Annotated in this window: 17 protein-coding genes and 1 other RNA gene; 16 read left to right on the forward strand and 2 right to left on the reverse strand. The window is 61.3% G+C overall.

Features of this window, described 5'->3' with window-relative positions:
- The first annotated feature begins 34 nt into the window (after positions 1-34).
- From ACTQ1S_RS07390 to ligA, 4 genes are all read left to right on the forward strand, one after another.
- Positions 35-1,372 (forward strand): glutamine synthetase family protein, encoded by a 1,338-nt coding sequence (locus ACTQ1S_RS07390; protein ID WP_427728639.1) that lies wholly within the window; start codon positions 35-37, stop codon positions 1,370-1,372.
- 50 nt (positions 1,373-1,422) lie between these two features.
- Entirely contained in the window at positions 1,423-2,085 is a 663-nt protein-coding gene (locus ACTQ1S_RS07395; RefSeq protein WP_118256204.1) for a response regulator transcription factor, read from the forward strand.
- A 208-nt stretch (positions 2,086-2,293) separates the two neighbouring features.
- A complete protein-coding gene (locus ACTQ1S_RS07400; protein ID WP_441547414.1) occupies positions 2,294-3,754 on the forward strand; it encodes a S1C family serine protease in 1,461 nt (486 codons plus the stop codon).
- A 448-nt stretch (positions 3,755-4,202) separates the two neighbouring features.
- Positions 4,203-6,431 carry an NAD-dependent DNA ligase LigA gene (ligA, locus tag ACTQ1S_RS07405; protein WP_441547415.1) on the forward strand — a complete coding sequence of 743 codons (2,229 nt, stop codon included), beginning with the start codon at positions 4,203-4,205 and terminating at the stop codon, positions 6,429-6,431.
- A gap of 155 nt (positions 6,432-6,586) precedes the next feature.
- Here the strand turns inward: ligA and ACTQ1S_RS07410 are convergent, their stop codons facing one another.
- Positions 6,587-7,933 (reverse strand): MATE family efflux transporter, encoded by a 1,347-nt coding sequence (locus tag ACTQ1S_RS07410; protein WP_441547416.1) that lies wholly within the window; start codon positions 7,931-7,933, stop codon positions 6,587-6,589.
- Positions 7,934-8,141: 208 nt separating this feature from the next.
- On the opposite strand from ACTQ1S_RS07410, the gene moaA reads away from it, so the two are divergent.
- The 10 genes from moaA (at position 8,142) to ACTQ1S_RS07460 (ending at position 17,987) form a co-directional block, all read left to right on the forward strand.
- Positions 8,142-9,197, forward strand: coding sequence for a GTP 3',8-cyclase MoaA (gene moaA / locus ACTQ1S_RS07415; RefSeq protein ID WP_441547417.1), 1,056 nt, complete (start codon positions 8,142-8,144; stop codon positions 9,195-9,197).
- 4 nt (positions 9,198-9,201) lie between these two features.
- A complete protein-coding gene (gene mobB, locus ACTQ1S_RS07420; RefSeq protein WP_441064109.1) occupies positions 9,202-10,503 on the forward strand; it encodes a molybdopterin-guanine dinucleotide biosynthesis protein B in 1,302 nt (433 codons plus the stop codon).
- Positions 10,504-10,780: 277 nt separating this feature from the next.
- Positions 10,781-12,067 (forward strand): MFS transporter, encoded by a 1,287-nt coding sequence (locus ACTQ1S_RS07425; RefSeq protein ID WP_441064110.1) that lies wholly within the window; start codon positions 10,781-10,783, stop codon positions 12,065-12,067.
- A gap of 300 nt (positions 12,068-12,367) precedes the next feature.
- Positions 12,368-12,679, forward strand: a complete 312-nt coding sequence (gene gatC, locus ACTQ1S_RS07430; protein WP_035136890.1) for an Asp-tRNA(Asn)/Glu-tRNA(Gln) amidotransferase subunit GatC — start codon at positions 12,368-12,370, stop codon at positions 12,677-12,679.
- Positions 12,679-14,193: an Asp-tRNA(Asn)/Glu-tRNA(Gln) amidotransferase subunit GatA gene (gene gatA / locus ACTQ1S_RS07435; RefSeq protein WP_441547418.1), complete on the forward strand. Its 1,515-nt coding sequence runs from the start codon at positions 12,679-12,681 to the stop codon at positions 14,191-14,193. The genes gatC and gatA overlap by 1 nt, the downstream gene beginning before the upstream one ends.
- Positions 14,193-15,869: an Asp-tRNA(Asn)/Glu-tRNA(Gln) amidotransferase subunit GatB gene (gene gatB / locus ACTQ1S_RS07440; protein WP_441042508.1), complete on the forward strand. Its 1,677-nt coding sequence runs from the start codon at positions 14,193-14,195 to the stop codon at positions 15,867-15,869. The genes gatA and gatB overlap by 1 nt, the downstream gene beginning before the upstream one ends.
- A 684-nt stretch (positions 15,870-16,553) precedes the next feature.
- Positions 16,554-16,721, forward strand: a complete 168-nt coding sequence (locus ACTQ1S_RS07445) for a hypothetical protein (RefSeq protein ID WP_441016404.1) — start codon at positions 16,554-16,556, stop codon at positions 16,719-16,721.
- A gap of 36 nt (positions 16,722-16,757) precedes the next feature.
- Positions 16,758-16,976 (forward strand): hypothetical protein, encoded by a 219-nt coding sequence (locus ACTQ1S_RS07450; RefSeq protein WP_441547419.1) that lies wholly within the window; start codon positions 16,758-16,760, stop codon positions 16,974-16,976.
- Between the two features lie 145 nt (positions 16,977-17,121).
- Positions 17,122-17,475 (forward strand): hypothetical protein, encoded by a 354-nt coding sequence (locus ACTQ1S_RS07455; RefSeq protein WP_441547420.1) that lies wholly within the window; start codon positions 17,122-17,124, stop codon positions 17,473-17,475.
- A complete protein-coding gene (locus tag ACTQ1S_RS07460; protein ID WP_441547421.1) occupies positions 17,472-17,987 on the forward strand; it encodes a type II toxin-antitoxin system VapC family toxin in 516 nt (171 codons plus the stop codon). Before ACTQ1S_RS07455 ends, ACTQ1S_RS07460 begins: the two co-directional genes overlap by 4 nt.
- 59 nt (positions 17,988-18,046) lie before the next feature.
- On the opposite strand, the gene ACTQ1S_RS07465 is transcribed toward ACTQ1S_RS07460, so the two are convergent.
- Positions 18,047-18,481, reverse strand: coding sequence for a hypothetical protein (locus ACTQ1S_RS07465; RefSeq protein WP_441016416.1), 435 nt, complete (start codon positions 18,479-18,481; stop codon positions 18,047-18,049).
- Between the two features lie 239 nt (positions 18,482-18,720).
- Here ACTQ1S_RS07465 and ssrA point away from each other — a divergent pair.
- Positions 18,721-19,084, forward strand: a transfer-messenger RNA (tmRNA) gene (gene ssrA / locus ACTQ1S_RS07470).
- Positions 19,085-19,850: 766 nt separating this feature from the next.
- Positions 19,851-20,729, forward strand: a complete 879-nt coding sequence (locus tag ACTQ1S_RS07475) for a patatin-like phospholipase family protein (RefSeq protein WP_441547422.1) — start codon at positions 19,851-19,853, stop codon at positions 20,727-20,729.
- The last annotated feature ends 25 nt before the right edge of the window (positions 20,730-20,754 follow it).

The raw sequence follows: 20,754 nt of genomic DNA on the forward strand, positions 1-20,754 counted from the left end.
CAGTCGAAACCCGCCCGAAAGAAAGGGGAGCGACATGAACCAGCAGAACATCGATTACGTACTCCGTTCCGTAGAGCAGCGTGACATCCGCTTTGTGCGTCTGTGGTTTGTCGACATTCTCGGCCGCCTCAAGAACTTTGCCATTAGCCCCGAAGACCTCGAGGTCGCTTTTGAGGAGGGTATTGGCTTTGACGGCTCCGCCATCGAGGGCTTTGCCACGCCCGAGGAAGCCGACATGCTCGCGTTCCCTGACGCCTCGACCTTCCAGATCCTGCCGTGGCGCCCGAGCCATAACGGCGTCGCCCGCGTGTTCTGCGATGTGTGCACTCCCGATCGCAAGCCGTTTGCCGGCGACCCGCGCGACGCCCTGCGCCGCATGTTCTATAAGGCAGAGAAGGCCGGCTACCTGCTCAACGTGGGTGCCGAGCTGGAGTATTACTACTTCCCCGACGAGCACACCCCCGAGCCGCTCGACAACGTGGGCTACTTCGACCTTTCGGTGAGCGATGCCGCTCGCGACCTGCGCCGCAATACGGTGCTCACGCTCGAGAAGATGTCCGTGCCCGTGGAGTACACCTTCCACGCCGCCGGCCGCTCGCAGCACGGCATGAGCTTGCGTCACGCCGAGGCCCTGAGCATGTCCGACGCCATCACCACGGCCAAACTCATCATTAAGCAGCAGGCCTACGAGAGCGGTTGCCACGCCTCCTTTATGCCCAAGCCGCTGGCGGGCGAGGACGGCAGCGCCATGTTTTTGCATCAGTCGCTGTTCGACCACGACGGCAACAACGTCTTTTGGGGCGAGGACGACGAGAAGTACCACCTCTCCGATATCGCCAAGCATTATATGGCCGGCATTCTGGCACACGCGCGCGAGATCAGCGCCATCACCAACCCCACGGTCAACTCGTACAAGCGCATCACCACGGGCGGCGACTCCGTGCCACAGTACGCTACGTGGGGCCTGCGCAACCGCGCGAGCATGGTCCGCATCCCGGTCTACAAGCCCGGCAAGCAGCTGTCCACGCGCATCGAGCTTCGCAGCCCCGATCCCATGGCCAATCCGTACCTGGTCAACGCCGTCACGCTGGCGGCTGGTCTGGACGGCATCGAGCGCAAGCTGGAACTCCCACCCGAGGCAACGGCCGAGACGCTCAAGCTTACCGACCGTCAGATGGTCGAGGCCGGCTATACGCCGTTGCCGCGCTCGCTCAAAGAGGCGCTCGACGTGTTTGAGGACTCGCAGTTTATGAAGGATGCCCTCGGCGAGCACATCCACAGCTTCTTCCTCAAAAAGAAGCGCGACGAATGGCATAAGTTTGAGTCCACGATTACCGAGTGGGAGATCAAGCATTATCTGGCGAACTCCTAATCGCGCTGGTTCGTTCCAGTACGATTGAGCTCATTTACTTGGAGGCCGATATGTCCGAAAAGAGTGCCCTGTTCATGGCGCGCACGACGCGCTTCCACGAGTTTGCCCGCAGCTTGACGACCACCCTGGGTGTCGAGGTGAGCCTGGCAACCCCCGATTCGCCGACTGCGGCGCACGACTTTGACCTGCTGATCCTCGATTCCGATGGCATCCGCAGCGACCGCATCGATCAGATTGCCAAGTGGCTTGACGACCGCGGCGGCGTTCCCATGCTGGTGATCGTCGACGACGAGGCGCTCGGCACCCTGCGCCTGCCCAATCACGCGCATGCCGACTTTGTATGCCCCACGGCGACACCCAACGAGCTTAAGGCTCGTGCGCAGCGCCTGATGGGCGAGGAGGAGACCGTCGCCGCCGACGATGTGCTCAACATCGATAACCTCGAGATTAACCTGGCTACCTACCAGGTGACACTCGATAACGAGCCCATCGACCTGACGCTGATGGAGTACTCGCTGCTGAGCTTTTTGGCGACGCACCCCAACCGCGCCTACAGCCGCGAGGTGCTGCTGCACCGCGTGTGGGGTTTTGAGTACTGCGGCGGCACGCGCACCGTCGACGTGCACATTCGACGCATCCGCTCCAAGGTGGGCCCGCAGATTGCGGCACATATCACCACCGTCCGTGGCGTGGGCTATCTGTTTAAGGACTAGCTTTTCACCGCAAAGGGGGCAGGTGCCTTCGTGGTGGTTTTGCCGCATGCGTGGATCCCTTTCGAGTTTGCAGCAGAACTTAAGCATTCCTTAAAGATTGCGTTCTCATACACGTTCGCCCGCATATTGGGGTACAACTCAACGTGAACAATGATGGCCCGCCACATGTTTGGCGGGCCTTTGGTTATTAGACGAAAGGATCGCAGCTATGAGCGAGAACGATTCCCAGCGTCCCCAGGATGCGGGCAACGCTGGCGAGACCCAGCAGCAGCCGCGCGTGCAGGTGGAGTCGACGCCTGCCGACGGCAACATTCCCTACGTGCAGGCCTACGACACACAGACCGGCCAGCCGCTGGGCGGTCAGCAGGTTGTAACCAAGCACACGGTGGTCAAGACCAAGACCAAAAAGCTACCGATCTTTATTACGGCGCTCGCCGGCTGCGCCTGCGGCGCCCTGCTGGTCATCGCGCTCATTATGAGTGGCACGCTCAACATTGGCGGCGGAAAGAATGTCGTGACGGCGGGTGCTTCGGGTTCATCGACGCAAAAGATTACGATCGACTCCGAGGACACCACGCTTGCCGAGGCCGTTTCTGCCAAGGCCCTGCCCTCCGTCGTTTCCATCACCGCCACTTCGAGCGGTAGCCAGAATGGCTCGTTTTCGCAGTCTGCCGACGAGTCGGATGGTTCGGGCAGCGTCGGTTCGGGCGTGGTGCTCGATACCGAGGGCCACATCCTCACCAACAACCATGTGGTCGATGGCTATGACCAGTACGTGGTTACCATGGACGACGGTACCACCTACGAGGCCGAGTTCGTGGGCAACGACGCCTCGAGCGACCTGGCCGTCATCAAGCTCAAGGATGCTGACGCCTCCAAGCTCACGCCGATCGAGATTGGTGATTCCTCCAAGCTTAACGTGGGCGAGTGGGTCATGGCGATCGGCTCGCCGTTCGGCAACGAGCAATCTGTCTCCACGGGCATTGTGTCGGCGCTGTATCGCTCCACGGCCATGAGTTCTACCAGCGGCAACACCATCTACGCCAACATGATCCAGACCGATGCCGCCATCAACCCGGGCAACTCCGGCGGCGCGCTCGTTAACGACAATGGCGAACTCGTGGGTATTAACTCTCTTATCGAGAGCTACTCGGGCTCCAGCTCGGGCGTGGGCTTTGCCATTCCGGTCAACTATGCCAAGAACATCGCCGACCAGATCATCGACGGCAAGACGCCGGTTCATCCGTACCTGGGCGCCACGCTTTCGAGCGTCAACGCGCTCAACGCCCGCACTAACAATCTCGGCACCGATAGCGGCGCGTATGTGGCAAGTGTCGTCGAGGACGGTCCTGCCGCCAAGGCTGGCATCCAAGAGGGCGATGTCATCACCAAGCTGGGTGACGATGAGATTACGAGCGCCGATGGCCTGATTATCGCGCTGCGCAGCCACGAGGTGGGCGAGAAGGTCGAGATCACGCTCGTGCGCGGCAAGGAAGAGAAGAAGGTCACGGTCGAGCTGGGCTCCGACGAGGAGCTGCAGAACCAGCAGCAGAACGACAGCGCGACCGACACCGGCAACGGCGGCATTACCGACGAGCAACTGCGCCAGTACCTGGAAGAACTGCTGGGCCAACAGGGTCAGGGGCAAGGCTACGGTCAGGGTTTCTAACGAGCTGTATCGCACATATCGAAGCCAGAGGGGCTGTTCCGCCAGCGCGGGACAGCCCCTCTTCTCTTATTGATCCGTTGGGGACGGAGGAAAACGGATCATTTAGAAATGGCAAGGGCATGGTTCGGAAGGGCTTGGACAGTTAGTTCAGATTTGTATAAAACGGGTGCGGTCTGAGGCGTGTTTTGAGCGGTTTTGAAATGAAAGACGGGCCGAGATGGGTGTCTCGAAGACGGAAGCAAACCTAATTCGCCGTCCAGAACGATTGATTGGGGCGAAAAGACGGTATTTCAGCTCGATTCGGCGCACGTAATTATACAAATCTGAACTAACTGTCCAACCCCGGTCCGGTCGCTGCCAATTCGGTGCGGTTTGAGACCGCTATTCGGCCCCGTCGCGACCGGTGGTACTCTTGTATCCGTTTGAAATCGAGCGAAGGAGTGCCGCTATGGAGCAATCGAGCCTGTTTGGTGACGGCGTGGACATCGATACCGAAACGCCAGCGAGCACGGATACCGCCGCGCCGGCCGATATCCGTGCCCAGGCGGCAGCGCGCGCGGCTGAGTTGCGCCACGAGCTCGATTACCACGCCTACCGCTACTACATGCTCGATGCGCCCGAGATCACGGACGTCGCCTTCGACAAAATGCTCGTTGAGCTGCAGGAAATCGAGGCTACCTACCCTGACCTGGTGACGCCCGACAGCTATACCCAGCGCGTGGGCGGCTACGTGAGCGAGCAGTTTACGCCGGTCAAGCACATGGCGCGCATGTATTCCATGGACGATGCCATGGATCTGGACGAGCTCGACGCTTGGCTCCAGCGCACCGAGGATGCGCTCGGCGCCGGTAGCGTCACCTATACCTGTGAGCTTAAGATCGACGGTCTGGGCGTCGCGCTTACCTATCAAAACGGCACCTTTGTGCGCGCCGCCACGCGCGGAGACGGCACCACGGGCGAGGACGTATCGCTCAACGTGCGCACTATCAAGGATGTGCCCATGCACCTATCCGAGCCGGCGCTCGCTCATATGGGCGTCGACCGCGAGCGCACCATCGAGGTACGCGGCGAGGTCTATATGCCCAAGGGCAGCTTTGTCCGCCTGAATGAAGAGGCCGATGCCGAGGGCCGCGACCCCTTCGCCAACCCGCGCAACGCCGCTGCCGGATCCTTGCGCCAGAAGGATCCCAAGGTCACGGCGCGCCGCGACCTGGCCACCTTTATCTATGCCATCGCCGATACCGACCCGCTGCACGTCCACAGCCAGCGCGAGTTTCTGGACTGGTTGCGTAGCGCCGGCTTTAGCGTCAACCCCAACGTGGCTCGTTGTGCCACGCCGGCCGAGGTCCACGAGTTTTGTGCCCAGGCGCTCGAGCACCGCGGTGACCTGGATTACGACATCGACGGCGTGGTCGTAAAGGTTGACAGCTTCCAGCAGCAGCTCGACCTGGGCTTTACCGCTCGCGCACCACGCTGGGCCATTGCCTTTAAGTTTCCGCCCGAGGAAAAGCAGACCATCCTGCGCGAAATTCGCATCCAAGTGGGCCGCACCGGTGTGCTCACGCCGGTCGCCGAGTTCGACCCGGTGACGGTTGCCGGCTCCACCATCGCGCGCGCCACGCTGCACAATATCGACGAGATCCGTCGCAAAAACGTGCGCGAGGGCGATACCATCATCGTGCACAAGGCGGGTGACGTGATCCCGGAGATCGTGGGCCCGGTGCTCGACAAGCGTCCGGCCGATTCGGTCGACTGGCACATGCCCGAGGTCTGCCCCGTGTGCGGTAGCCCCGTGGTCCACGAGGATGGCGAGGTGGCTTACCGCTGCGTGTCCATCGACTGTCCCGCACAGCTCAAGGAGCGCCTGCTCCACTGGGTGAGCCGCGGCTGCATGGACGTCGATGGCCTAGGCGACGAGATCGTCGACAAGATGATCGCCGCCGGGCTGATTCACGACGTCGCAGACTTCTACCAGCTCACGGTCGACGACATCGCCGGCCTGGACACGGGGCGCACCTATGCCAGCTCCAACAGCAAAAAGGGCGTTAAGAAGGGCGATCCCATTCCGGTAGGCCTCAAGACGGCCGAGAAAATCATCGCCGAGCTCAACAAGTCCAAGAGTCAGCCGCTCGGTCGCGTGCTGTTTGCCCTGGGCATCCGTCACGTGGGCAAGAGCGTGGGCGAGGTCATCGCCGAGCGATTCCTGTCGATTGACAAGCTTATCTTGGCGAGTGAAGAGGACATCGCCGAGTGCGAGGGTATCGGCCCCAAGATTGCGGCGAGCGTCAAGCAGTTCCTGGCCGTGCCCGAGAACCTTGCCGTCCTGGAACGTCTGCGCCAGGCGGGCCTGTCGCTCGAGGTCGATTTGGGCGCCGCGCACGCGCAAGCCGCAGCCGACGCTGGCGTGGCAGGCGAGCTCGCCGACGCACAGCCACTCGCGGGTCTGACCTTCGTGCTGACAGGCACGCTCGTCAACCGCACGCGCGACGAGGCGGGCGCGGCGCTCAAGGTGCTCGGCGCCAAGGTTTCGGGCAGCGTATCAAAGAAGACGAGCTATCTGGTTGCCGGTCCCAAAGCGGGTTCCAAGCTTACCAAGGCCGAGCAGCTGGGCGTACCCGTGCTGGATGAGGACGCACTCGAGCAGATCTTGGCTACCGGCGAGGTGCCTCAGGCTTAAGGTATCAATAGTCAAATTGAAGAACCGCCCGAAAGCGCGATGCCTTCCGGGCGGTTCTTACTTTGTTGGGGAAACCGGCACCGTGATCTGCGTCACGTAGGTCGCGGGGTCGTCGCTGATGATGTCGTCAATGAGGGCGATTTCGCGTTGCCCCGCTACGCTGCTAACTTGTCAAAAGACCCGCGCCGGTTGAGCACGGTAAACGCGACAACACAGATGACTGCCGACAGAATCGATCCGCACGGCGAGGCGATGCCCATGGGAAACAGCGTGTCGGAATAGGCGTTCGACAGCAGCCAAGCGCCCGGCACGCGAATGAGTGCCACGGCCAGCACGTTGTGCGCAAAGCCGATGTAGCTCTTGCCATATGCAGCGAAAAAGCCGCTAAAGCAAATGTGGATACCGGCAAAGATTGCGTCGAAAATATAGCTGCGCATATAGCCGGTGCCGGCAGCGACTACTGCAGCGTCCTTGGCAAAAAAGCCAATAAACGCCGGCGCCACCAGCCACATCAGCACCGTGATCAGGCAGCCGTACACCACCGAGATGGTCATGGCGTCTTTGAGCACCTGACGCGCGCGGTCGCCCTTGCCCGCGCCGGCGTTTTGCGCCGTGAGTGCACTGACGGTGGCACCCATGGAGCTCGGAACAATGAACAAAAAGCTGATCATCTTTTCGACCAGGCCCACGGCGGCGGCGTCGACCAGGCCGCGATGGTTGGCGATGACGGTGATAAACATAAACGCCACCTGGATGCAGCCGTCCTGCACGGCCACGGGCACGCCGATCTTAAGGATGCTGCCGAGCACCTCGGGCTGGGGACGCAGGTCGCTACGCTTAACGTGGATGTTCGTACGGCGGCTCTTAAGCCACACGAGCGCGAGGGCAACGCTTGCCGTCTGGGCGGTTACCGTGCCGAGTGCCGCACCCACGGGGCCGAGCCCCAAGTGGCCGATAAACAGAAAATCGAGCGCGATGTTGATGATGCACGCCACGCCGATCACGTACATGGGCGAGCGCGAATCGCCCAGCCCGCGAAAGATGGCCGAGAGGATGTTGTATGCGGCGATAAACGGAATGCCGACAAAGCAGATGCGCAGGTAGGCGGCGGTTCCTTCGACTGCCTCGGCTGGCGTGCCAATAAGTGCCACGATCTGCGGGCACAGTGCGAGCAGGATGGCTGCCAGCACTACCGAGACACCCATAAACAGCGTGATGGTGTTGCCGATGACGGTCTCGGCGCGATCGAAGCGGCGCGAGCCCACGGCGTGGCCGACGATAACCGTCGTTCCCATGGCCAGACCCACGAGCGTCACGGTAATGATATAGAGCGTCTGTGCGCCATTGCCCACGGCGGTGATGCCGGCGGCACCGCTAAACTGCCCCATCATGTACAGGTCGGCCATGCCGTAGAGCATCTGCAAAAAGTACGAGAGCATATAGGGCAGGGCAAAGACCGCGATGGTCTTAAGGACATTGCCGCGTGTGAGGTCGTGTTCCATAGGTGGGGCTTTCTGGCTGGGTCTGTTTCCGTACCAGTGTAGTGAAAACCCTACAACGATTGTAGAGTCAAGGTTTGTGTGTTGAGGATGGGCTTGGGAAGTCCGTTTTGCTCAAAGCGACCTGTCCTGTCGTACGGGTGTCGGCATGATTCTCTCGTGGGGTATTATGTTTTTCGAAGAATAAAACGCCGCGTGAGGGGAGGGCTGCGTGGACGGGCACGTGCAGCATGACGGTTTTGGCCGCGATATCATCTACCTGCGCATTGCCGTTACCGACAAGTGCAATTTCCGCTGCATCTATTGCATGCCAGCCGATGGCGTGGCGCCCCGTGCACACGACGAGTTACTCAGCGCCGAGGAAATCGCCCGCTTTGTGCGCTTGGTGGCGGGGGAGGGCATTCGCCGCGTGCGCCTGACGGGCGGCGAGCCGCTGGTCAGCCGCCGTATTATTCCGCTTATTCGCGACATCCGCGCGATCCCTCAGATCGAGGACATCTCGCTCACCACCAACGGCGCCCTGCTGCCCAAGCTGGCGCCGCAGCTCAAAGATGCCGGGCTTAACCGCGTCAACATCTCGCTCGACACGCTCGACCCTACGCTCTTTGGAAAGATCACGCGCCTGGGTCGGCTCGAGCAGACCATGGCCGGCATCGACGCGGCGCTGGCTTGGGGCTTTGAGCCCGTTAAGGTCAACTGCGTTGTTGTGCGCCGGCTCAACCAGGATGTGGCGGCCCTCGCGCGGCTCACGCTCGACCGTCCCATCCACCTGCGCTTTATCGAATATATGCCCATCGGCGACGAGCGCACGAGCTCGCATTGCGCTGTGGACCCGCATGCGCCCGCGCTCAATCCCGAGCTGTGGGACGCGAGCGATACCGTGCCGAGTGACGAGCTGCGGGCGCGCATCAATGCCAGGGCCACCGCGAGGGGACTGGGCGAGCTCGAGCCGCTCGACATCAACGACGCTCCTGCCGGCGCGGGCCCTGCGCGCTATTGGCGCTTTCCGGGCGCGGCGGGAACGGTTGGCTTTATTAGCGCCATGTCCAACCATTTTTGTGCGAATTGCAACCGTCTGCGCCTGACGGCCGATGGCAACGTGCGTCCATGCCTGTTTAGCGATGCCGAGTATTCGGTGCGCGACGACCTGCGCCGTGGTGATGATATGCAGGTACTTTCGATTTGGCGCGATGCCGTGGCCCACAAACCGCAGGAACACGCGATAATTGAGGGCACGCAACGATTTATGTCCCAAATCGGAGGATGATCATATGGCCAAGAGCAGGTACGCCGACGCCACCAAGGCCGCTCGCAGGGCCGCGATGTCTGCCCACAAAGTCACGGCAGCGGCGAATGCTGGCAATGCCGACGCGTCTGCGCAGCCGACTTCCAGCGCGGCCACCGAACCCGCCCGTGACGCCCGCCGCGACGAGCTGACGCACGTGGATGCCAAGGGCGAGGTGCGCATGGTCGATGTGTCCGACAAGGCCGAGACCCATCGCATCGCCATCGCCGAGGGCACCATCCTCATGCATCCCGAGACACAGGCCATGGTGCTGCAGGACCGCGCCAAAAAGGGCGACGTGCTTGCCTGCGCGCGCGTGGCGGGCATCATGGCCATCAAACGCACGAGCGACATCATTCCCATGTGCCATCCGTTGCTCATTACCAAGAGCAAGTGCGACATTGCGCCCATCGCTCCGGCGGGGACGCCGGCCGAGGATATGCCCGAGGGCTGGGCACCGGCGCGCGCGGACGGGCAGGTTGGCTTTCACGTACTGGTTACGGCCGGCGTGACGGGCAAGACGGGTATCGAGATGGAGGCCCTGACCGGCGCGAGTGCTGCGTGTCTAACGATCTATGACATGTGCAAGGCGGTTGATCGCGGTATGGAGATCGTCGACGTGCGCCTGTTGCACAAGGAGGGCGGCCGCTCGGGCGTGTGGGACCGCGCAGAGCGTCAGGCCGCTGCTGTTGAGGCCGTGGCCACTGACGGTGCCGCACCCGCGAGCGCACCCGTCGCCGTCGCGCCCGCAGCTCCGACACCGGCCGTCCCCGCGATCGCGTTTATCGGCTACCAGAACTCGGGCAAGACCACGCTCGTCGAGAAGGTCATTGCCGAGCTCACCCGTCGCGGCCTGCGCGTGGGATCGCTCAAGCATCACGGGCACCACGGCTTTGATATCGACGTGCCCGCTAAGGATACCTGGCGCCATCACCAGGCCGGATCCAAGCACGTGGGCCTCATCTGCGCCACGCGCTGGGCGGAGTACGCCGACACGCGCGAGGAGGACGAGATGCCCGCGCGCGAGCTGCTGTCGCGTTACAACGATGTCGACGTGGTGATCATCGAGGGCTACAAGACCGAGGATTTCGACAACATCGTGGTCGCGCGCTCCGGTGTCGACCGCCTGCGCGGCAAGAGCTCGCTCGACCTGGTCGACGGCCGCACGCTGGCCCTTGCCTGCAACGAAGCCCTGGCACGTCAGGCCTTCGACGCAGGCTTTGCGACCCGGGCCATCAACATCAACGACGCCCGCGCCATCTGCGACCTTATCCAAGACCACCTTTAAGGCTTGGCGCTGAACCTGCCAAAAAGGGACAGGTTTATTTTGGCAGGTTCTATCTGGGCAAACGTCATTTCCACCACAAAGGGGCCAGGCACCTTTGTGGTGGTTTTTGCTTTGGTAGATTTTTGTGACATGCCTTACAATCTACCAAGTAGTTCATGACGGGCGAAAAACGGAGAGAAGGGTCCTGATGCGTCCTTAATGTTTCATGCGGATAGATTGATTTGACAGACGGCGACGAATGTCCACCGCCCGTATTCGTATGAAACGAGGAGTCTCCGTGCTCGTATCTCTTCTCTCAAAACCTCACCCTTCGCTGTCCGCGCAGGCTAAGCACCTGGTGGCAATGCGCTTCCTCATATATACCGGCTTTCAGACCAGCTACTTCATCGGCGTCATCGGAACACCCACCTATGCGGACGGCGCTTCGGTCGTTGCGACATCGCTGGCCGTCTTGTTTATGAACGTCTTCGTGATGCTGGGATCCTTTGCGGGTGGAGCGGCGCTTGACGCTTGGGGTCCGTGCCGGCATTTCCGGGCGAGTATCTTCGGCACGTTGGCAACCGGCGCGGCGATTATCGCCTTTGGCAGCGCGACCGGAACAGTCCTTGCCGGCGCGGTGCTCCTGGGCTTTGTGATAGGATTCGCCCAGCCCGTCGCCACGTCCTATCCGGCGTATCTCACCGACGACCCCGTCGAGCTCAAAGACATCAACTCCGCCATCGCCATGCTCTCCAACGTGAGCATTATCGTCGGCCCCACACTGGGCGGCTTTGTCGCGGCGGCTGCATCGTCACACGCGGTGTTTTTGCTCATGATGATCTTTACCGTACTGGCGCTCGTCGCCGGTTGGGGCTTTAGGCCGCAAGCAGGTCGCGTCGCCGCGCGCGAAAGTGCTCCCGCGGATAGCAGCACAACGGCAAGTACTGCCATTCAAAGCTCCGACTCCAATAAATCCACCCGCGCCACTTTCGTGACCAGCATCAAGACAGTCTTTACCAACAGCGTCCTCGCCCTACTGTTCTGCATTATTTTCCTTTCGAACTTTGGCTATGGCGCCTTCGATCCACTGGAGTCATTCTTCTACCGTGATGTTCTGCATGTCGGTGTCGAGTGGATGGGCTGGCTCTCGTCCGCCTGCGGCGTGGGCGCGGTGCTGGGCGCCGTGGTCGCGCTCCGCTTGCCGCCGCACCTGGTCAACCTTAAGACGCTGCTTGTGGCGCTTCTGTCCGTGGGCCTGGGAAGTTTGCTCTATGTGGGGACACCGTACGTGGGCGTAGCCCTTGTCGGCCAGATTGCCCTGGGCGTGGCCTGGGGCATCGTCAACCCGCTCCACAACACGATCGTGCAAACGACGGCCCCGCTCGAACAGCTCGGCCGCGTCAACTCGGTCATGGGCTTTGGCAACATGTTCGCCGGCGTGGCGCCGCTGGCGATTGCCCCGTGGCTGGCGGCGACGTTTGGCGTGCAGCAGACGCTCATCGGGGCGGGTATGGTCGTGACGGCGGTTCCCGCGGCACTGCTGCTGTTTGGACGCCGGCATTTGGATCGTGCCGCAAAGCAGTAAAAACCATCACAACATTCGATGAAAATCGCGATTTTGCCGAATAACGTCGAATGTTGTGATGGTTTGCGCCCCGGGTCATGCCATCCTGCGGATCTGGCCGCCACAAAGGGGGCAGTTCACAGGCACCTTTGTGGCGGTTTTTGCTATGGACGGTTCGGTTTCGCTGCAGAACCGCCAGCCTGCCGCCTGCCAACCGCCGCCCTCGTTACGTTTTCGCTGCATTTGGGTAAAGCGCCTGCTCCAAGCCGGCGTTGCCTTGTATACTAGAGCGGTTTAACTGTTATGCGGAAGGGAGCGCCTATGGCACTCAGCGAGAAAGACGTGCGCGGTATCGCCGAGTACGCAAAGATCGCACTGACCGATGATGAGCTCGCCCAGATGACGTCCTACATGAACGATGCCGTCCAGATGCTCGAGCCCGTCTTGCAATATGACTTGCCCGACGTGGAGCCCACGTTCCATCCCATCGGAAGCCTGTCCAACGTGATGGGCGATGACCTGCGCGAGCCCGAGCGCGACCTGCCGCTCGACGTCGCGCTCGAAAACGCCGGCAGCGCGCGCGACCGCTACTTCCGCGTGCCGTCCATTTTGGGAGAGGGGGAGAGCGAGTAATGGCGCAGAGCTTCGATTCCCTTACCGCTGTCCAGATTGCCGCGGGCGTTGCCGCTGGCGACTTTACCGCTACCGAGGTGGCCCAGGCCTCCCTTGCCGCCATCGAGGCGCGCGAGGGCGGGGTCCAGGCATTCCTGCAGGTGGCGCCCGAGCTTGCGCTCGAGGCCGCCGCGCGCGTGGATGCCGATCGTGCCGCAGGCAAGCCGCTGCCCCCGCTTGCGGGCGTGCCGCTGGCCATCAAGGACAACATGAACCTTGTGGGCACGCGCACCACCTGCGCTTCCCGCATGCTCGAGAACTACCAGAGCGTCTACACCGCCACCTGCGTCCAGCGCATGCTCGATGCCGGCTGCCTGCCCATGGGCAAGGCCAACATGGACGAGTTTGCCTTTGGCAGCTCCACCGAGAGCTCGGCGTTCCACCGCACCAACAACCCCTGGGATACCGAGCGCGTGCCCGGCGGCTCCTCGGGCGGCTCCGCTGCCGCCGTCGCTGCGGGCGAGGTCGCGCTCTCGCTGGGCTCGGACACCGGCGGCTCCATTCGCCAGCCGGCGTCGCTGTGCGGCGTGGTGGGCTTTAAGCCCACATATGGCGCCGTGAGCCGTTACGGCGTGGTCGCCTTTGGCTCGTCGCTCGACCAGGTGGGCCCCTTCGGCCGCACGGTCGAGGATGTCGCGCTGGCCATGAACGCGCTTACCGGCGCGGGCCACGATCCGTACGACTGCACCAGCCAGGATTGCGCCGTCGATTTTACCGAGCATCTCAACGACAGCATCGAGGGTAAGCGCGTGGGTATCATCCCCGCGTTTATGGAGGCCGAGGGCCTGACGCCCGAGGTCAAGGCCGCTGTTCAGCGCGCCGCCCAGGAGCTGCAGAACCAGGGCGCCGAGCTGGTCGAGGTCGACCTGCCGCACCTGGATGCCGCCATCGCCGCCTACTACGTCATCGGCCCGGCCGAGGCGTTCTCCAACCTGGCCCGCTTCGACGGTATTCGCTACGGCTATCAGGAGGAGGGCTGCGCCAACCTGTCCGACCAGAGCTCGCTGTCGCGCGCCCACGGCTTTGGCGCCGAGGCCAAGCGCCGTCAGATGCTCGGCGCCTACCTGCTGAGCTCGGGCGTGTACGACAAGTACTACTACGCTGCGCAAAAGGCCCGCACGCTCATCACGCAGGACTACGACACCGCGTATGCCAAGGTGGACACCATCCTCATGCCCGCCTCGCCGCGCACGGCCTTTAAGTTTGGCGAGATCAGCGACCCCACGCAGATGTACCTCTCCGACCTGTACACCATCTCGCTCAACATTTGCGGCAACGGTGGTATCTCGGTGCCCCTGGGCTTGGGCGAGGATACTCAGCTGCCCGTTTCTGCCCAGCTGGTGGGTCCGGCGTTTAAGGACCGTCAGCTGCTCACGTTTGCCCGCGCCCTGGAGCGCGGCTTTGCCGATGCCGCCACGGGTGCGCCCGTGCTTTCCGTCGCACCCGATTTTGCCGGGAAGGGAGGCGAGCTGTAATGAAGGAGCTTTCCGAGGTCCTGCAGGATTGGGAGGCCGTGATCGGCCTGGAGATTCATACCGAGCTCACCGCACTCGATACCAAGATGTTCTGCAACTGCAAGCTCAGCCACGATGACGAGCCCAACGCCAACGTGTGTCCGGTGTGCTTGGGCCTGCCCGGCGCCCTGCCGGTGCCCAACAAGCGCGCCATCGAGAGCATCGTTAAGGCCGGCCTCGCCACCAACTGCGAGATCCAGCGCCACTCGATGTTCTACCGCAAGCACTACTTCTATCCCGATATGGCCAAGAACTTCCAGACCACGCAGGGTCCAGTCGCCTTTGCCATGTACGGTCACCTGGACCTGGACGTGACTGGTCGCGGCGCGGCAGAGCGCCCCGATTGCGCGTTTGGCGAGGCCGAGGCCCAGAGCCTGGCGAGCGCCTCGGCCAACGCCGAGGGCCTGTCCACGTCCATGACGTCGACCATGCGCGAGGGCAACCAGCGCGCCGGCCATCTGGCCAGCTATGACGCGTCCAACCTGCAGATGCCCGAGCGTCGCGAGGACGGTTCCTACACGGTGCCCATCCGCATCCTGCGCATCCACATGGAGGAGGACGCTGCCAAGATGGTGCACGTGGGCGGTGCCGAGGGCCGCATTACCGCCGCTGCCGAGTCGCTCGTCGACTACAACCGCTGCGGCACGCCTTTGATTGAGCTCGTCACCGAGCCCGACTTGCGTACGCCTGAGGAGGCTCGCCTGTTTATGGAAAAGCTCCGTCGCATTTTTGTGACGCTGGGCATTTCGGACTGCTCCATGGAGAAGGGCTCCATGCGCTGCGACGGCAATGTGTCGCTGCGCCGCCGCGGCGAGACCAAGCTGGGCACCAAAACCGAGCTCAAGAACCTCAACTCGTTTAAGAGCCTGCACGACGGCCTTGCCTACGAGATTTGCCGCCAGGCCGAGGTGCTCGAGGAGGGCGGCATTATCTATCAGGAGACCCGCCACTGGGAGCCCAGCCGCAAGCGCACCGTGGTCATGCGTGTGAAGGAGACGGCCGACGACTATCGTCTGTTCCCCGACCCCGACTTGGCGCCGTTCGATCTGGACGACGAGTTCATCGATCGCTGCCGAGGTGAGATTCCCGAGCTGCCCGATGCCAAGCGCGCCCGTTTTGAGGCCGATTTTGGCATTAAGGCGGCCGATGCCGAGCAAATCGCCGGTGACCCGGAGTTTGCCGAGTTCTTTGAGGCCTCCGCTGCCGGTATGGCTGGCAAGGAGGCCCAGACGGTTGCAAACTTGCTGGTGAACGAGATGATCGCCTACCTTAAGGGCGCGGGCGTGTCGCTCGCCGAGTCCGGCATCGCGCCGGCTCAGGTGGCAGCGCTTGCCAAGCTGCTGGCGACCGATGCCATCAGCTCCAACCAGGCTCACGAGGTCTTTGAGGCCATGGCCCAGACCGGCGACGACCCCAACAAGATCGTCGACGAGCGCGGTATGCGTCAGGTGAGCGATGCCGGCGCGCTGCAGCCGATTGTGGACGAGGTACTGGCAAACTGTGCCGAGCAGGCACAGCAGTATCGTGACGGCAACCAGAAGGTCATCGGCTTTTTGGTGGGCCAGTGCATGAAGGCGAGCCGCGGCAAGGGCAACCCGAAGCTCTTCAACGAGTTGCTGAGAACGTCGCTCTCGTAAACGGGAACCGAGGGGCCGGGCGCAGGGCCTTGCCTCTCAATTTCGGACAGTCCTGACTCACGACGGAGGCGCCACTGGCGCCTCCTGTTCGTGCGGAACTCATTGAGAGGCAAGGCCCTGCGCCCGGCCCCTCGGTTCCGTGGCGACTCAGCCGTTCTGGTCAGTCGGGCTGAATGGAATTTGGTGAATGAGGGTGCCGTTGGCACCCTCATTTTTTTGTGGATGTGGCGCAGGGACGGTCCCTTGGTCACATTTTTGGGCTGTGGAAAGCGAAGCTTAATACTTTTCCCGAGAAGTGAACGACCTTATTTGGACCTCTGAAGCATCGACACTATTTGGACGCTGTTTCCTGCGGTTTTGCCGAGTTTTCCCTGCGGTTTTGTTACTAAAAAATGCGGATGCTTCAGGGGTCCGATTTTGCTCGTTCACTTCTCGGGAAAAGTATTAGACCTCGATTTGCTGGGACGGGGGAGAGTCTTTCTTGGATGCCGGAGATGTACGTTGCGGCAGACCGATTGTCGAAAGTCGGCCGGTCTGCACCCTAAGATTTCCAGAAAGTTAACCATTTTTGACCTTAATAGTTAGATAAATTAAATTATTTTCCAAAAGTGTGCTTTAGTAAACTTATTCACTCGGGTGCTGAGGCACCGTGCCGTGTCCAATGCGGCAAAAGGGAGAAGCAACATGAAGAAGCCGACGTTTAACACCCTGCTTGTCGGTGGCGGTTTTCTGCTTGGTACGGCTGGCATCAAGCTGCTCGCCAGCGCTCCGGTAAAGAATGCCTGCGTGCAGGGCATTGCGTGCGGCATGCTGCCGTCGAGTACATCGTGGCGCACGGCATCACTTCGTTAATCGAAGGGCGTCGCGCCATCATCGGTTCCGAGCACTTTGACCGATACGGATCTTGCAGCGATCGTGCGCCTGCGCCGTATGAGCCAGGGCCTCGTTGATCGTCTGACGAGCTCCTACTCTAAGGTGATGCTTACCAACTCGGCGCTCTTGGCACTGGGCAGTACCGGCGCGATTGCCTCGCAGGCATCGTCGCTGCTGCACAACGGCTCGACGATCGCCTACAGCCTGAGCAACGCGAAGGCTTACCTGCGTTAGCAGACGTGTTTGCCCACGTTATCTGGCCTGCGCCCAGACGGCATCGGTGTCGTCCGGGCGCAGGCCTTGTGCATCTGACCCCAATTGATAGCGTCTCTATATAGTGTTGCTATCGAGGATAGCAATTGAAGGGAGCGAGAGCGCCGTGGGTGCTGCTAGCGGCATGGCGCAGGTGAACGTTTGCGTGGATCGCCAGGTCAAGAACCGTGCCGAGGAGGCGCTGCGGCTTTCGGGCGGGTCACTGCCCGAGCTCATCAAAAAGGTGGTGGCCAAGGTTGCGCAGGGTGGCGGTTCGTGCGAAGAGGTGTTGTCGGCCGTTGAAGACCAACTGCCTAGTGCTGGTGCCACCTCGCCGTTTGTCGCATCATGGGCGGCGGCGGATCAGCTTTACGCGGACCTGGGCATCGATACATCATCTGCGTCTGATGACCGCAGCTGGGACACAGTCTATCCCGAAGCCATGGATGAGCATTATCGCCAAAAGGGGATGATCCTGTGAGTGGAGGCCCCCTTAAGATCAGGGTGGACGCCAACGTATGGGTCGATTCGTTTTGCGCCGAGCATACCGAGTCGCTTGCCGCGCGTGCGTTTATTGGGCAGGCGACGGAGGCGGGGGCATTGCTGTTCTTTCCGGTGCATATCGCCAAGGACGTGCTGCACGTTGTCCAACACGAGCTGAAGCGTAGCGTTCTTGCCGGCGGGGGAGCGCTCGACGAGGCATCTGTCCGTGCAATTGGCGATGCGGCGTTGGCGTTTGTTCGGAACATGACCGAAAACGCCATGGCCGTGGGCGCTGATGCATCCGAACTGTGGCTAGCCGACAAATATCTGACGCTCCATCGCGATTACGAGGACAACTTGGTGCTCGCCGCGTGCAAGCGCGCGCAGATCGATTACTTGGTGACCAACAATCGCAAGCTGCTCGAACATGCCGATCTTGCAGCAAAGACCCCGCGCCAAATGATGCCGATTCTAGCTTTGGCCGAACGTGGTGGCGCGGCTATCGGTTAGCGCGAACTGTTTGCGTGGCCTTCGGAACGTCGGCGCTCAGAAGGCCACGCATCCTTTAACTACAAAAGCGCTGCCTTGATGACGGGAGCTTCGACGAGCTTCTCGGCGGCCTTTTCGTCGGAATCGTTTAGTGCTGCTAGACTGCGGTAGACCCACTCGTTGACCTGGGTGTTCTTGACGCCTGCGGTCTGCATAAGGGCGCCTACCTCGCGGATTGCTGCGAGCAGATCGGCTTTGGGACCTGCGAGCTCGACCTCGATGCCGTGGTAGGCGGCCACGCCGCGGTTCTCGCTCACGTGGTCGATAAAGCCCGCGACGGTCTCAAACTGCTGGGCGAGAGCTGCATCATCGTCAGCGTCCAGCGCAACAAGGGCGTTCGATACCGTGAGGGCGGGATGTCCACAGGGGACAAAGCCTTCGATGACATCCATGGCTTCGGTAATGGTTGAGCCCAGGCCTGCGAGGGCATTGATGAGTTGCTGCTTGGTATCCATAACGGTCCTTTCGACGGGTCAATTTTGCTTGGCGAAAATATACGTGACGTGTTCAGTGGCAAAAATGCGAAGTATGGCGCACATTAGGGTCTTCACAGCTCGTGCATAGAGCAGGTGTCTGCCTTTAGAACGTGGTAAGATAGCTATCCACGAGCGGGGTTTACCCCGCGTGTTCCTTGAAAAGTCGACGGTTATCGGGTGTTTGCAGGCCCGATACCATCCAGACTTTCCCAACATTCGGGGGCGACTGGTTTCGACACGATAGCTCTGAGAGAGGAAGCAAGCCGAGGTCTCCTCGCCTCGTTAAACAGGGGTACCGTCAAATTGAATTGACAACAACTCTTCTTTTGAGCCTATGGCTCTCGCTGCTTAGTTTATAGCGGCGCGTCAACCCGGTGATTTCCCCGACACCGGCGCGACGTCATGTTAGGGGAATGCTCCCGCGCACGTAATCGGTATGGCGCGGGCTAAGACCGAACCGGTTGGGATGCCGCGAGCGTGTCGCTGCGCGCAAAGCGTCCGAGACTAAACCAGCGACTGAGCTTGGAGATGCCAATCAGGGGGCTTTCGTGGACCGGAGTTCGATTCTCCGCGCCTCCACCAATAGTTACAGGCAGGTAGAGAAGTGTTTCTACCTGCTTTTTTTATTACATATAGATACCGCGGAGAATCGAACTCTATGCAGGGCGCGGGCGTAAAGAAAACGCGTAAGCGTTTTTAGCCCGCGGGCGAGGACGCCGGCAGGCGGCCGAAGCCGGTGCGGATTTGCGAAGCAAATACGCGGATTCTCCGCGCAAAGCCTCGACCCTATATAGATGCGATGCCGATCGGATGACAGCCGGCAACGCCCTGCGCCAGCGTCATCCCCGCACCGCGGAGAATCGAACTCTATGCAGGGCGCGGGCGTGAAGAAAACGCGTAAGCGTTTTTAGCCCGCGGGCGAGGACGCCGGCAGGCGGCCGAAGCCGGTGCGGATTTGCGAAGCAAATACGCGGATTCTCCGCGCAAAGCCTCTACAAGGTGGAGTAGTCAATTTGGGACGGGGCTATTTTAGCTACCCCTATAAGCCAGTCGATATTAGTTCCGGTCCCCAATAATTCGTCGACAGTCAAAGGGCAGCTAAAATAGCCCCGTCCCAAATTGACTGTTCACGTTGACGCCTCAAGCGGAAGTTGCATCCCAGAATCTACGCTCAGAATGGGATGCATTTTCCGGATGGGTTGTTGGCGGAAAGTCCATCCCGGAATCGCCCCCCAGAACGGGACGTGCTTTCCGCCAGCCGCCCCGTCCTACTCAACTCCAAAACCCATACGCTCTCCATCTCAAAACTGGGTAGAAGAAGGCCAAAACGAAACAGTAGGAGGTCAACATGACGGCAGAAGATAAGGCAAAGAACGCCGGCAAGGTCGCGCTCGTTTTGGAGGGTGGCAGCTTCCGCGGGCAATTTACCGCGGGCGTGCTCGACGTCCTCATGGAGGCTGGCGTCGAGATTCCGGCTGTCTACGGTGTATCGGCCGGCGCCCTCAACGGCGTGAACTACAAGTCGCACCAGATCGGCCGTGCCAACCGCATCAACCTGACTTTCTGCAACGACAACCGCTTCATGGGTGCCGCATCGTTTGCGTCCACGGGCTCCATCGTGGGTTACGACTTCATCTTCAACGATGTCCAGGACCGCTTGGATCCCTTTGATAACGAGGCATTCGACGCGAGCCCCATCGAGATGTACGCCGTCGCGACGGACATGCTCTTTGGAACCGCTGCATACCTGCCGGTCAAAAGCGCCGTGCTCGACCTCGATGCCGTGCGCGCCTCGACGTCGCTGCCGCTGGTGACGCCGCCGGTCGAGATCGACGGGCACAAATACGTCGACGGCGGCGTAGCCGATTCGGTCCCCATCGAGCACGTGCTGGAGGAGGCCGGCTTCGATCGCGCGGTTGTCATTGTCACGCAGGACCGCTCGTACGAGAAAAAGCCCTACGAGTTTATGCCTGCCGCACGCGCCCGCTATGCCGACTACCCCTATCTGCTCGAGGCTATTGAGACGCGCCACGACCGCTATAACATCCAGCGCATGCATCTGTGGAAGTATGAGCGCGAGGGCCGCGCGCTGGTCGTTGCCCCGCAAAAGCCTGTCGAGGTCGGTCACGTCGAGCACGATCCGGTAAAGCTTCTCGACCTGTATATTCAGGGTCGTCAGGAGGCAAAGCGTCTGCTGAGTGATATCGAGGCATTTGTCGAGCGCTAGCGTCGCGACATCATTACCGATGGAC

This window comes from Collinsella sp. LCP21S3_D3 (genome assembly GCF_052118305.1).
Classification (GTDB): domain Bacteria; phylum Actinomycetota; class Coriobacteriia; order Coriobacteriales; family Coriobacteriaceae; genus Collinsella.